The organism is Pinibacter soli, assembly GCF_029961145.1.
Lineage (GTDB): Bacteria > Bacteroidota > Bacteroidia > Chitinophagales > Chitinophagaceae > Pinibacter > Pinibacter soli.
Window position 1 is genome coordinate 1,032,142 of the sequence record NZ_JASBRG010000007.1, and the last position, 12,931, is coordinate 1,045,072.

Genomic DNA, 12,931 nt, shown 5'->3' on the forward strand with positions numbered 1-12,931 from the left:
CTTTTTTTATGAGATACGGAACGCAGATTTTCATGATTGTCATGATTAGTTATTTTTAATTTGAGATTTGAAATAAGGCTTATGCAGCAAGTCGATATTGAGAATTAGGAGTTCTTTTACCTCTTACTTTTTACTTTTTACTTTTTTTTAAAAAAACTTTCTCCAAACTGTCCATTTTTTCCTCTCCCATTCATTATGTAGATGTAACACGAACATTCAACATCTAAATTTTAAAAAATGGAACAACGATTAAACCTTCTCGAAAAGGGACACAAAGCGCTAAAAGCCATGTTTGGCCTGGGAAATTACCTTGCGAAATGCTCTATTGAAAAAACTCTTCAGGACCTGATTTATTTCAGGGTTTCACAAATAAACGGTTGTGCGTTCTGCCTGGACATGCACTCAAAGGATCTTCGTGCAATGGGAGAAACAGAACAACGTCTATATCTTTTGGCCGCTTGGAGAGATGCCCCTCTCTATACAGACAGGGAACGCGCCGCACTTGCATGGGCCGAGGCTGTCACAAAAATTAATGGTGGCGATGTGCCTGATGAAATCTACGAACAGGCCAGCGCTGAATTCTCCGAAGAAGAATTGATCGATTTAACCCTTGCAGTAATTACTATCAACAGTTACAACCGTCTTAATATTTCATTCCGCACTTTGGCAGGAGGCTATCAGGTGGGGCAGTTTGAAGCGGCCGCTAATTAATTAAGAATTAACAATTAAGAATTAAGAATTCTTTGGGTTAGCATTACACTACTGAATGATATCTCCTTACTATGCAAAGAGCATATTCTTCGTTAGCATCTTACACAGAATGAATTCTTAATTCTTAATTGTTAATTCTTAATTCCTATTTGTTAATTCTGCTATTTCCTCTTCAGTTTCTGTTCAGAATTTCAAGGTAAGTTGAGCGTTAAATAAAATTTGATGCGGCATTACTTTGTAGCGGCAGCCTTGATTTTGAATGGATTAAGAATTTTTGCCCAGCAACCTGTACCACAAACTGTAAACGTTTCGTCATTTAACTATGACAGTAGCATTGTTCACCAACGAAATAATGGCTTTCCTCCACTCACCTCAAAGGACAGCGCTCACTATAAACGTGCTAAAGTGTTAAAAAGCTTTATCGTTCCTGCGGCACTTATAGGCATAGGTTTTTGGGCCAACTACGATGGCGACGGAGGCAAAGGTGATCTGTTTAACAAATACGAGGTAAGAGAAGAACGAATGGAGCACTTCGGAACATTTCACACCAGCGTTGATAATTACCTGCTGTACGTTCCGATAGCTGCAATGTACACAATGGATGCGATGGGTTTCAAGGGTACACATGACGCCTGGAACCAAACCGCTCTTTTGGTAAAATCAGAAATACTGATGAACGTGATGGTGTTCTCTCTGAAAAACATCACCCATGAGCAACGACCAGACGGCAGCGCCTACAATTCGTTTCCTTCCGGACATACCGCACAAGCCTTCTTATCTGCTGAATTATTAAGACGGGAATTTGGCAAAAATTATCCCGGAGTTGCAATCGGCGGCTATGTTGTAGCCACAGCGGTTGGCGCCATGCGTATACTGAACAACAGACACTGGGTCTCTGATGTCGTTGCCGGAGCAGGATTTGGTATTCTTTCGGTAAACATTGCCTATCTCACCCACCAAAACAAATGGCCGATATGGAAAAAGAAGCCGGAGAATTTATCGCTCATACCTTACTATAATGGCAGTTCTGGAGGCCTGAGCGCAGCATGGAACTTTAAATAATTGAACCATTGAATAATTGATTATTGATTTTGCCCTTTAACTTTCAACCACTCAGTTTATTCAGTTATTCAGTCATTCAGTTACTCAGTTATTTCTCTATCACAATATCATACTTATCCAACAACCCGATCAAACCGGGGTAAGCAAATTTCGCTTTCTTAATCTTATTGTTTTCAAGGTCGATGGAATAGTTTACCGAAGTTCTGAAATCAGCTTTTTCAATATTTGTATTTTCAAACTTGGCGTCGACTAAGTTACAATAGTCAAGGACCGCAGATGTAAGATCGCAGTCCGTAAAATCAACTTCCTGCAATTGCGAATCTTTAAATTTTGTGCTCTTGATTTTTGTTCCGAAAAAAGAAGAGTGATTCAGTGTGCAATTATCAAAACTGAATGCCAATACAAAATCATCACAATCGTAAAAATGAAGCCCAAGCATTTTACAATCTTTGAACACTACGTCGCGAAAGGCTGTGCCCCCAAGCTTTACAAGACTTAGGTTGCAACCGTTGAATTTGCACTCAACAAATTTTATGAAAGAAAGATTAGTGTTGGAGAAGTCACAATTATTAAACTCACAATATTCGTACTCGCCGCGCTCAAGATTTTTCTGTGTAAAATCCACTTTGTCAAACTTCTTATCTTCTACATATACGTCAGGCATTGCTATTTGTTTTTTCTGAAAAACAGCCTCAAATGTAACACCTTAAAAGCATTGAATTATGGAATCGTTGAATAATCAATATTGCCGAACGTTAAACCACTTAGTTTATTCAGTTATTCAATTTATTAGCTTGCTGCTTCACAATGACATTCCGCCATCAGCTAAAATCTCTGCGCCTACAATAAATGGAGCATCGTCAGACGCAAAGAACAGTACGGCCTTCGCAATTTCGGACGGATCACCCATACGACCAATGGGGATAATCGTTTTAAAATTTTCGTGATCCTGCACTTGTTGGTCCGGAGTTAAACCTTTCTTGTGATGAAGTGGTGTATCAACAGGGCCGGCACTCACAGCGTTCACTCGTATTTTGCGCGGCATCAGTTCAGCGGAAAGGTTTTTCGCCAGCGTGAGTAAAGCGCCTTTGGTCGCGCCATAAATGGAAGCAGTCGGCCTGCCTATATGTGCATTGAGTGATGCATTTAAAATAATGGAGCCGCTACCTTTAAACAGCGGCAGCAATTGTTGTATAGTAAAATATGCGCCTTTGAAATTCGTATTAAATTGGTTATCGAACCATTCCTCTGTCACGTCTTCAATGGCTGCAAACTTTGCTATGCCGGCATTAACAAAAAGTATATCAAGCGAGGGAAATATCTTTTCTATTTTTCCACGCATTGCTTTAATAGCATCGACCTTTGAAACGTCTGCCTCCACTGCATAGGCGCCTTCACCCAACTCGCCGACAGCATTATCAAGCTCATCTTTATTTCGTCCAATAATGATCACTTTTGCACCTTCTGCCAGAAATTGCCTGGCCGTTTCAAAGCCTATTCCACTGCTTCCTCCGGTAATAACCGCGGTTTTATTTTGTAGTCTGTTCATGAATTCAATTAAAAATTAGGAATTAAGAATTGGGAGCACAGCACGCCCCAAAGAATGGCAAGAGCTTAATATCTGAAAAAAAATGGAAAGTTGCAAATATCACTTAACCCGGCCCTGTTAATTTACTTATACCATTTCCGAAGTCCATCTTCAAAAATGCAACTTACTTTGAGGCATTCTTAATTCTTAGTTCAATTCCTGACTTCACTTCTTCCTCACCGACAAATACCAATGCCACAACAGCATTGTTCCAATTGTTCTATAGGGTTGCCATCTAGAGACTATTGCCGAAAGTTCCTCCGGGGAAATATCCCCGGGCAGTCGCTTGATTTGTTTTAACGCATTCACTGCCGCCAGATCACCCATAGGAAACACGTCGCAACGGTGCAGAACGAAGATGAGATAGATATCAACTGCCCAGTTGCCGACTCCGTTTAATTTGGTAAGCCGTTCACGCTCCTCTTCGTTTGATAGTTTTTCTAACGCCAACAACTCGATCCTGCGGTTTTGAATAGCTTCGGCCAAATGCCTTACATAAATTGTTTTTTGACGGCTGAAATAACTTGCTTTCAACTCTTCGTCTGTCAGCAACAAAACGCCCTCAGGAGTGATGTTCATTATTTTTTCTTTTAATTTATTCAACGCTGCAAGTGCTGAAGCGAGCGAAACCTGTTGTTCAAGGATAATATGCACGAGGCTTTCGAAAGTGTTGGGCCTCGACCACAACGGAGGATAGCCATAAGTCTCCAATACCAATTTCAGATCGCTGTCAATCAGAGCAAGTTTCGCACATATCTTTTTAAAATTGCCGGAAGTAAATGTTGGATGCATGAAAAGTTAAAAGTAAAAGTAAAAAACAGCAATTCAAACTCTTGTAATGCGGCTAAACGTCATCGTTACCGAATTGTTACTAGCCGCTCGTTTACAAAGTTTCTTCAGAATTGGCCGATAACTTTGCAGCCCATTCAACTCATTATTTCTTATGACCAAAGAATTAGCATTATCACTATCAACAGGACTGATCTTAAGTTCTGCTTTATTCACTAACGTTTTCGCGCAGGACAAACCTTATCATCTTGTAAAAACATTTCACATCGCCAGTGCCGGCGGCTGGGATTACCTGGCTGTAAACAATAACAAGCTGTATGTGTCGCACGGAACACAGGTCAACATTCTCGACAAAACAACGGGCGACTCTGTTGGTGTAATTCCCAATACCACAGGTGTTCACGGCATCGCATTTGACAACGCTCTTAATAAAGGCTATACTAGTAATGGCAAACTGAACAGCGTAACAGTGTTTGATCTCACCACCAACAATGTTCAGGCACAAATACTGGTGGGTGAAAATCCCGATGCTATCATGCTCGAGCCATTCTCCAAAAAAGTAATTACCTGCAATGGGCGCAGCAAGGATCTTTCTGTTATTGATCCACAATCCAACAAAGTAGTCGCTACCATCGCTCTTGACGGAAAGCCGGAAACAGCAGTAAGCGACGGTGAGGGAAAAGTGTTCGTAAATATTGAAGACAAAAGTGAAATAGCCGTTATTAACATTAAAACAATGTCCGTTGAAGCAAAATGGAGCATCGCTCCGGGTGAAGCGCCTACCGGTCTTGCTTTTGACAAAACATCAAAAAGATTGTTTGCCGGTTGCGACAATAAACTATTGATAGTAACAGATGCAACAAACGGCAAAACAATCGCAAAAGTTCCCATAGGCGAAGGCTGTGATGGCGTGGCTTTCGACAACGAGAGCAAAACAATATTTGCATCTAACGGAGAAGATGGTACAATGACCGTAATTAAGGAGAAGTCAGCAAATTCATTTGAAGTAATCAATACGGTTGCAACGAAGAAAGGAGCAAGAACCATCGCCATTGATGAAGTAAGTCACGCTATTTACTTACCCACTGCAGACTTTGTGGCAGGGCCGCACGAGGGCAAACGCCCTCCAATAGTTCCCGGTAGTTTTGAAGTTTTGGTATATAATAAATAAATCCGCAACACATGAAAAATCAGGCGTTGATAATCTTATCAGCGCTTTTTTTTGACGAGCGATTTTTGATATAAACGAATGGGGCTCGCGATTAGAGAACCCTTTTGTGTAAGTATTTACTTTAGCGGCCTACATACTACTTACTTTTAATTTTCCTTTACCGGAATTCTCTACAAAACTTGCATTTTCCTTAATGGCAACTGTCTTGAGATTTTCGGTTTTGCGAGTTGCCAACTGCCCGTGTAATGACAATATTTCGGCATGGTTAGAAACCATTTCCTGCTCCAACTCTCTTATGCGTCTTTGTTTTTGTTGCAACTGCCTTGTTCTGAAAATAAAACCTGCAAAAGGCAATATGATAAAGCTTAACAAGAACCAGACGATACTAATTTTCAACTCTAATAAATTCATTTTGTAAAAGGTTTGCGGTAGATCAATTGATGTACACTTAAAGGATCCTTTTGGCTAAGTATTGGCAACTGATTTACTAATGCAAGGTAATTCAACTTAAATTTCACCAGAGTCTGGAAAAGACCAATCATTTATCAAATAAGTCAGATTTCAGGTTGAGATGAAAATATTTAATGTCTGTTTTGTATTTGACTAAAAGCAGCATCCTAAAGTTGCAAATCAAGAAAGGTTTTTGAACATATTTATATCTTGTATATAATCAGAATTTTAGCAGATGAAGTAAATCGTGTGTTAAACAAGAAACAAGCTCACACTACAATAAACCTGAGACCTGGCATTCAATAAACCAGGCTTTCCACAAAAACTTAATAACCACCCGTTTTAAACAGACCCCAAAAAAATTATCTCCCGTCATCACAAGCATGAAAATCTGCGTGCTATCGTCTCCTACGCAATCGTTGAAGTAAAATAGTCGATCTGCTTTGCTCAACTTTTCGTAGGTTTGAGGATCAAACCTTTTTTGTGAAAATGTTGACAATCAACCTTTCACAGATTCGAAAACGATCGAAAAAACATGCAGCTTTCAAAAAAAACACTAACGACTAACCTGCCTGCGGGTATACAGCAGCCATCGGAAAACAGTTTCTTCCTTCCGGAAAAGATCCTTCAATTTGGAACCAGCGTATTGCTCCGCGGACTTTCTGACTATTTCGTGGACAAAGCCAATCGCAACGGCATTTTCAACGGCCGCATTGTTGTGGTAAAATCAACAGACAGCGGTGGTACAGATGCATTTGACAAACAAGACAATCTATATACACTTTGCGTTAGAGGTATTGAAATCGGAGAAAATGTAGAGGAAAACATCATTGTTTCGGCTATCAGCCGTGTGCTTTCTGCAAAACAGCAATGGCAGGAAATCCTTGATTGTGTAACCAATCCGCAACTGCAGGTCATTATTTCCAACACAACAGAAGTCGGTATACAGTTGGTAAAAGAAAGCATTTCAGAGGGCGTTCCGTCTTCTTATCCTGCTAAATTACTGGCCGTTTTATATAAACGCTACCAAACATTTAATGGCAGTGCAGAAAGCGGCATGGTAATCGTTCCAACCGAACTGCTCACCGATAATGGCAAAAAACTGAAAGCCATTATACTCGAGCTGTCTGCCTACAACCAGCTGGAGCCCAGTTTCATTAACTGGTTGCAGCAGCACAACAGATTTTGCAACTCGCTGGTAGACAGAATCGTGCCCGGCAAACCTCCGGCAGACTTGCTGGCTACTTTCGAAAAAGAATTGGGCTACAAGGACGAATTGCTGATCATGAGCGAAGTTTACCGCCTTTGGGCCATTGAAGGCGATGAAAAGGTAAAAGAAGTTTTATCATTTGCCGCCTCAGATAAAGGCGTGGTTATTGAGAAAGACATTGAGATATACAAGGAACTGAAATTGCGCTTGCTGAATGGTACGCACACACTTGCCTGCGGATTAGGCTACCTGAGCGGCATAAACACCGTTCGCGAGGGAATGGAGAATGCGGAGCTTGCTCAATACATCACTGACGTGATGCTGGCAGAAATTGCGCCTGCGATCCCTTATCCACTGCCTGAAAACGCTGCGGTGGATTTTGGCCAGCAAGTACTTACGCGGTTCAGAAACCCTTACATGCAGCACCAATGGATAAGCATTACTTTGCAATACTCGTCAAAGCTTAAAATGCGCATTGTCCCCATATTGCACCAATACTATAAATTATTCAACACGGTTCCCCAGCATTGTGCACTCGGTTTTGCAGCCTACATTTTATTTACAAAACCTGTAAAAAAAGAAGGTGGCAAATACTATGGCTCGTTTAACGGCACCGACTATCATATTAACGATGACAAAGCCGGCTATTTTTACGAGTTATGGCAAAATACCGTACCGGAGCAGATCGTTGCAAAAGTATTGCGGGACCGTGAGCTTTGGGACGCAGATTTATCTGCACTGGAAGGCTTTGAAGACGCTGTAACGGAGAAATTTTACGCCATTCAGGAACATGGAGCATTAAACGTCTTGTCTTCTTTGCAGGCGATCAAATAAACTCGTTTTTATCTATTTAACAGGGCTTCGACCTCCCTTTCTAACTCGCTGTTAGAGACGGTTTGTCGAAGCCTTGTCTTTTTAAATTCCCCTATATTGACATTTCCACCAATCCTGCGACAGGAAAGGTGTTTCCCGCCGCAAGTCTACGCAATCGTTTCCGGTGTTTTTTCCTTCCACCTTGTGTTTTCGACATAACTTTAAACTCATTATTCTAATCATAAAAAGCGAATCTCATGAAGGAGTTGAATAGAAAAAATGTCTCAACGAAAGCTTTGCCAGTAAAAATTTTGCAATTCGGTGAAGGTAATTTCTTGCGTGCGTTTGTCGACTGGATGATCGACAAAGCGAATAAACAAGGTATTATGAATCATGGCATTTTGGTAGCGCAGCCCATCAATCAGGGAATGGCTGATCTGCTGGAAAAACAAGATTGCTTGTACCATGTCTATTTAGAAGGTATTAAAGATAAAAAACCGGTGAAAGAAATTTCACTGGTAGAAAGCATTCAACATGCTATAAACCCATACACATCATACGAAGTGTATGAAAAATGTTTCTTAAGTCCTGAACTGGAAATTGTTGTTTCCAATACCACTGAAGCAGGTATCCGCTACGAAGAAGGCGATGATTTAAATGCAAAACCGCCAAAATCATTTCCTGCAAAAGTAACAGCGTTGTTACATCAACGTTATAAAGCATTCAACGGTGCAGCAGACAAAGGGTTGATGTTCATTTGCTGTGAGCTGATTGAAAACAATGGCTCTACATTGCGCGAGTTTGTAATCAGGCACGCGGAAGTAAATAACCTCGAAGCTGCATTTATCGACTGGGTAAAAAATGCAAACTATTTCTACGATACATTGGTGGATCGCATCGTGCCTGGTTTCCCTAAAGAAACCATCAACGAAATAAAAGAAGAAATTGGCTACGATGATAACCTTGTGGTTAAAGGAGAATATTTCCACGTGTGGGCAATTGGTGGCGATCCTGTTATTAAAGAGAAGTTCCCATTGGATAAAGCAGGTTTGAACGTATTGTTCATGGATAGCATTAAAGCTTTCCGCGATAAAAAAGTACGTGTTCTGAACGGCTCACATACTGCGATGGTGCCTGTGGCACTGCAAATGGGGTGCAAAACAGTAATGGACGCGTTCAACAATCCGTTGGTTGAAAAGTATATTAATAAAATGGTCGCAGAAGAGGTATTGCCAGCTATTGATGAAGATCCGGAAGAGCTGAAAAAGTTCGCTGCAAAGATACTTGAGCGTTTTTACAATCCGTACATCAAACATTACCTGGAAACTATTTCACTTAATTCATTATCTAAATGGGAAACACGCGATTTTCCTACCGTGTTGGACACATGGACGAAATTTAACAAGCTGGCTTCTCTCACTTCGTTTTCATTAGCTTCTTTACTGGTGCTGTACAGCGGAAAATCTAAAATTGATTTTGTGGCAAACGATACTCCGGAACATGTTGTTTTCATACAGCAGAATTTTAACACCGCAGATGTTGAAGCTTCTGTAAAAGCAATTTTAGGTAATAAGCAAATCTGGACAGTAGATCTTACGCAGGTTACTCCTTTGGTAAGTGAAGTATCTAAAATGGTGACATCCATTTTAAATGACGGCATGGAAGATGCTCTGAAAAAAGTATTTGAAAATAAAAAATTAGCGTCAGAAATCGGAAAATAATCAGGCATCTGATTTCTGCTTCTTTTAAACTTTAATTCGAAACTATGAGTTGTTTATATTGTGATAAAAACGAAATACAAAAAGAACTGATGATCAAAATCTGTGATCTTAAGGTTTCTGAATTGTTCATGTTCAAAGAACAGTCATATCCAGGTCGCTGTCTTGTTGCCTACAAAAGACATGTAAACGAACTTTTCGAATTGAGTCCCGAAGAAAGAGCATTATTTATGGAAGATGTTGCCCGTGCTGCAAAAGCAATGAGCAAAGCATTCAATCCAAATAAGGTCAATTACGGAGCGTATTCCGATAAATTGGCTCACCTGCATTTTCACCTGGTGCCTAAATACGAAGGAGGCCACACATGGGGAAGTACATTCGAAATGAATCCTCAAAAAGTATACTTGACGGATGCGGAATATGCAGAAAAAATTTCAGCAATCAGTTTGCAGGTAAATACTTCAGCAATGGTTTAAACGATATTGGTTTCTTGAGTTGAGGAAGATTTTCAGAATAAGATGACTATTTCTTTTGCGGAAGTCTGACTTTTGAAAATCTCTTATATGGTAAGGATTGAAAAACGAACGTGATTATAATTTTTTTAAAAAAATCTAAAAACGACAGCTCCAATTATGAAACGTTATATAAAAATAAATGATCAGGACAATGTAGCGGTGGCCCTTGATGAACTGAAGCAGGGCGAAACAATTGAAGTAGACGGCACCGACATCAACATCACAACTGATGTGGAAAAGGGCCATAAGTTTGCTTTGAAAAACATCGGCGCTGATGAAAATGTGATCAAATACGGCTACCCGATCGGTCACGCAATTGAGCCTATTCAAAAGGGTGCGCACATTCATACGCATAACCTGAAGACCAATCTGCACGACAACCTGGAATATTCTTATAATGCTGTAAAGGCAGTTTTGAACATTCCTAAATCAGAGCTTACCGTAAATGGTTATTTGCGTGCAGACGGCAACATGGGCATTCGTAATGAACTATGGATCGTGCCCGCGGTTGGTTGCGTAAACGGCCAGGCGCAAATGATCATTGACCGTATCAAAAAGGAATTGGATGTATCGCACATTGATGATATCTGTGTATTTAAACACAACTATGGTTGCTCTCAACTTGGAGACGATCATGAAAATACGCAAAAGGCACTCGCGGCACTGGTTAAGCACCCTAACGTAGGTGGTGTATTGGTACTGGGATTGGGATGTGAAAACAATCAGATCCCCGAGTTTAAAAAACTTGTCGGAGCAGTTAATGAAGATCGTGTACAGTTTCTTGTTTCGCAGGAAGTGGAAGACGAAGTGGAAACAGGTTTCGAGATAATGAAAGGATTCGTTGAAAAAATGAGATTGGATAAGCGTCAGCCTCTGCCACTTTCTTATCTTAAAATAGGATTAAAATGCGGTGGTAGTGACGGATTTTCAGGCATTACTGCAAACCCATTGGTAGGACAGTTCTCTGATTGGCTAATTGCACAGGGTGGCACAACTATATTGACTGAAGTACCAGAAATGTTTGGTGCTGAAACAATTTTGATGGATAGAGCGATCACGCAAAAAGTGTTCGATGACACCGTTTGCCTGATCAATGATTTCAAAAACTACTTCCGCAAGCACGAGCAACCTATCTACGAAAACCCGTCTCCGGGAAATAAGAAAGGTGGCATTTCCACACTTGAGGAAAAGTCACTGGGTTGTACTCAAAAAGGTGGTAATTCTAACGTAGTCGACGTTTTAGATTACGGCCAGCCTGCAACAAAACACGGGTTGAACCTTTTGCAGGCCCCTGGTAATGATCTGGTGGCTTCATCTGCTTTGGGCTTCTCCGGTTGCCAGATGGTATTGTTTACAACAGGAAGAGGAACTCCGTTTGGAAGCTTTGTTCCTACCATGAAAATATCTACCAACAGCACGTTGTACAATCATAAAAAGAACTGGATAGATTTCAATGCTGGCACTTTGCTTGAAGATGAATCAATGGAAGAAGTTCTGCAAAACTTTGTTGATTTCGTTCTTGAAATATGCAACGGAAACGACAAACTAAAACATGAAAAAACAGGCTTCAAGGAAATCGCCATCTTTAAAACAGGTGTAACCTTGTAAACCGTTTATATAACGTGATAATAAAAAATCCGGTCGACTGACCGGATTTTTTATTATTGCTAGTTCCTTTGTGATTCACACTATTTTGCCTTCTGCGCCAGCCTTTCATCCATCGCCTTTTCTACCAGGTTCAATGAACCTACAAACAAAGGTGAACGCTGGTGTAACGCAACCGGCTCTATTTCCATGATCCTTTTATTTCCATCGGTAGCTTTTCCTCCAGCTTGCTCTGTAATAAAAGCAAGAGGATTGCACTCATAGACCAACCGCAGTTTTCCATCTGCTTTTTTGGTTGTTGCCGGATAAATATAAATGCCGCCTTTCAACAGGTTACGATGAAAGTCTGCAACAAGCGATCCAACATAGCGAGCGTTGAATGACTGCTCTTTGCACCAGTCAACATACGCAGTTACGGGAGGAAAAAATTCTTTCGACAGCCCTTCATTAATTGAATAGATGGTCCCATCTTCCGGAATCCTTATATCTGGATTGGAGAGAAAATATTCACCAAGCGATTGTTCGTAGGTAAAGCCGTTCACACCGTGACCGGTCGTATACACCAGCATTGTGGAAGCACCGTACAATACATAGCCTGCCGCTACTTGTTCCGTGCCTTTCTGCAAAACATCTATTTCCTGTACAGCCGATCCCACTTCAGTTTTGCGACGATAAATGGAAAAGATAGTACCTACGGAAACGTTTACATCGATGTTAGAAGATCCGTCAAGTGGATCGATGGCGATGATATATTTTCCATCCCTGTTCAACTCTTCGTAGGAATCGTTTTCTTCAGAGACCAACGCACATGCCTCCCCTCCTTTTTTCAATGCACGTGAGAAACGGATATTCGCCAGAACGTCAAGTTTTTTTTGCTGCTCACCACCACTGTTTTGCGCTTCCAGCGTTCCGATAATATCAACCAGCCCGGCCTTGCTCACTTCACGGTTCACCACCTTTGAAGCAAGGGCAATGTCACGTAGTAATTGCGACAACTCTCCTGTTGCGTACTTAAAATTTTCCTGTTTGTTCTTAATGAACCTGTCCAACGTGGTCCCTATGGGCGTTGCGATGCGGGATTCTTCCATGTTTAATCAATTAGTGTTGTTAGTTATTGGTGTCGGTTGCCGGTTCAGTTCATACGAGGTTGCAGTTTTACGTTCGAAAACTGCATATAAAAATGTTGGGATAAATAACGTACGATGCAAACATCTCCTCTACAGAAGTTGTTGCGTTGCTTTTTCTGATGTGAAAGATACGAACAATATTCGGGTTGATATAGGCTCGCGTATTATGGTA

At 40.8% G+C, this 12,931-nt stretch carries 12 protein-coding genes; 7 read left to right on the forward strand and 5 right to left on the reverse strand.

All coding sequences use genetic code 11. The features are described from left to right. Positions 1 to 237: 237 nt before the first annotated feature. Together QJ048_RS15020 and QJ048_RS15025 are read left to right on the forward strand one after the other, a co-directional pair. Positions 238 to 711 carry a carboxymuconolactone decarboxylase family protein gene (locus QJ048_RS15020; protein WP_282335207.1) on the forward strand — a complete coding sequence of 158 codons (474 nt, stop codon included), beginning with the start codon at positions 238 to 240 and terminating at the stop codon, positions 709 to 711. A 222-nt stretch (positions 712 to 933) separates the two neighbouring features. Beyond that, a complete protein-coding gene (locus QJ048_RS15025; protein WP_282335209.1) occupies positions 934 to 1,773 on the forward strand; it encodes a phosphatase PAP2 family protein in 840 nt (279 codons plus the stop codon). Between the two features lie 88 nt (positions 1,774 to 1,861). Here the strand turns inward: QJ048_RS15025 and QJ048_RS15030 are convergent, their stop codons facing one another. The 3 genes from QJ048_RS15030 to QJ048_RS15040 all read right to left on the reverse strand — a co-directional run bounded on the left by QJ048_RS15030 (position 1,862) and on the right by QJ048_RS15040 (position 4,153). Continuing rightward, complete coding sequence (locus tag QJ048_RS15030) at positions 1,862 to 2,437, reverse strand: pentapeptide repeat-containing protein (protein ID WP_282335210.1); 576 nt, start codon at positions 2,435 to 2,437, stop codon at positions 1,862 to 1,864. Between the two features lie 138 nt (positions 2,438 to 2,575). Continuing rightward, entirely contained in the window at positions 2,576 to 3,322 is a 747-nt protein-coding gene (locus QJ048_RS15035) for an SDR family oxidoreductase (RefSeq protein WP_282335211.1), read from the reverse strand. A gap of 204 nt (positions 3,323 to 3,526) precedes the next feature. After that, positions 3,527 to 4,153: a DNA-3-methyladenine glycosylase family protein gene (locus QJ048_RS15040; RefSeq protein WP_282335212.1), complete on the reverse strand. Its 627-nt coding sequence runs from the start codon at positions 4,151 to 4,153 to the stop codon at positions 3,527 to 3,529. A gap of 151 nt (positions 4,154 to 4,304) precedes the next feature. Here QJ048_RS15040 and QJ048_RS15045 point away from each other — a divergent pair, with 151 nt between their 5' ends. Continuing rightward, entirely contained in the window at positions 4,305 to 5,321 is a 1,017-nt protein-coding gene (locus QJ048_RS15045) for a YncE family protein (protein ID WP_282335213.1), read from the forward strand. Positions 5,322 to 5,450: 129 nt separating this feature from the next. Here the strand turns inward: QJ048_RS15045 and QJ048_RS15050 are convergent, their stop codons facing one another. Then, positions 5,451 to 5,732 (reverse strand): hypothetical protein, encoded by a 282-nt coding sequence (locus QJ048_RS15050; protein ID WP_282335214.1) that lies wholly within the window; start codon positions 5,730 to 5,732, stop codon positions 5,451 to 5,453. 574 nt (positions 5,733 to 6,306) lie between these two features. Between QJ048_RS15050 and QJ048_RS15055 the strand changes: the two genes are divergently transcribed. From QJ048_RS15055 to QJ048_RS15070, 4 genes are all read left to right on the forward strand, one after another. Beyond that, positions 6,307 to 7,815 carry a tagaturonate reductase gene (locus tag QJ048_RS15055; RefSeq protein WP_282335215.1) on the forward strand — a complete coding sequence of 503 codons (1,509 nt, stop codon included), beginning with the start codon at positions 6,307 to 6,309 and terminating at the stop codon, positions 7,813 to 7,815. Between the two features lie 236 nt (positions 7,816 to 8,051). Beyond that, a complete protein-coding gene (locus tag QJ048_RS15060; protein WP_282335216.1) occupies positions 8,052 to 9,515 on the forward strand; it encodes a tagaturonate reductase in 1,464 nt (487 codons plus the stop codon). 89 nt (positions 9,516 to 9,604) lie between these two features. Then, the gene (locus QJ048_RS15065; RefSeq protein ID WP_282335217.1) at positions 9,605 to 9,988 is read left to right on the forward strand and encodes an HIT family protein; all 384 of its coding nucleotides are present in this window, start codon (positions 9,605 to 9,607) and stop codon (positions 9,986 to 9,988) included. A 156-nt stretch (positions 9,989 to 10,144) separates the two neighbouring features. Further along, the gene (locus QJ048_RS15070) at positions 10,145 to 11,635 is read left to right on the forward strand and encodes a UxaA family hydrolase (RefSeq protein WP_282335218.1); all 1,491 of its coding nucleotides are present in this window, start codon (positions 10,145 to 10,147) and stop codon (positions 11,633 to 11,635) included. Between the two features lie 80 nt (positions 11,636 to 11,715). Here the strand turns inward: QJ048_RS15070 and fbp are convergent, their stop codons facing one another. Continuing rightward, the gene (fbp, locus tag QJ048_RS15075; protein WP_282335219.1) at positions 11,716 to 12,720 is read right to left on the reverse strand and encodes a class 1 fructose-bisphosphatase; all 1,005 of its coding nucleotides are present in this window, start codon (positions 12,718 to 12,720) and stop codon (positions 11,716 to 11,718) included. Positions 12,721 to 12,931 lie beyond the last annotated feature (211 nt).

Excerpts from the sequence above, each read along its gene's own strand:
- QJ048_RS15020 (WP_282335207.1), top strand. The coding sequence starts at position 238 with ATGGAACAACGATTAAACCTTCTCGAAAAGGGACACAAAGCGCTAAAA.
- QJ048_RS15025 (WP_282335209.1), top strand. The coding sequence starts at position 934 with ATGCGGCATTACTTTGTAGCGGCAGCCTTGATTTTGAATGGATTAAGA.
- QJ048_RS15030 (WP_282335210.1), bottom strand. The coding sequence starts at position 2,437 with ATGCCTGACGTATATGTAGAAGATAAGAAGTTTGACAAAGTGGATTTT.
- QJ048_RS15035 (WP_282335211.1), bottom strand. The coding sequence starts at position 3,322 with ATGAACAGACTACAAAATAAAACCGCGGTTATTACCGGAGGAAGCAGT.
- QJ048_RS15040 (WP_282335212.1), bottom strand. The coding sequence starts at position 4,153 with ATGCATCCAACATTTACTTCCGGCAATTTTAAAAAGATATGTGCGAAA.
- QJ048_RS15045 (WP_282335213.1), top strand. The coding sequence starts at position 4,305 with ATGACCAAAGAATTAGCATTATCACTATCAACAGGACTGATCTTAAGT.
- QJ048_RS15050 (WP_282335214.1), bottom strand. The coding sequence starts at position 5,732 with ATGAATTTATTAGAGTTGAAAATTAGTATCGTCTGGTTCTTGTTAAGC.
- QJ048_RS15055 (WP_282335215.1), top strand. The coding sequence starts at position 6,307 with ATGCAGCTTTCAAAAAAAACACTAACGACTAACCTGCCTGCGGGTATA.
- QJ048_RS15060 (WP_282335216.1), top strand. The coding sequence starts at position 8,052 with ATGAAGGAGTTGAATAGAAAAAATGTCTCAACGAAAGCTTTGCCAGTA.
- QJ048_RS15065 (WP_282335217.1), top strand. The coding sequence starts at position 9,605 with ATGATCAAAATCTGTGATCTTAAGGTTTCTGAATTGTTCATGTTCAAA.
- QJ048_RS15070 (WP_282335218.1), top strand. The coding sequence starts at position 10,145 with ATGAAACGTTATATAAAAATAAATGATCAGGACAATGTAGCGGTGGCC.
- fbp (WP_282335219.1), bottom strand. The coding sequence starts at position 12,720 with ATGGAAGAATCCCGCATCGCAACGCCCATAGGGACCACGTTGGACAGG.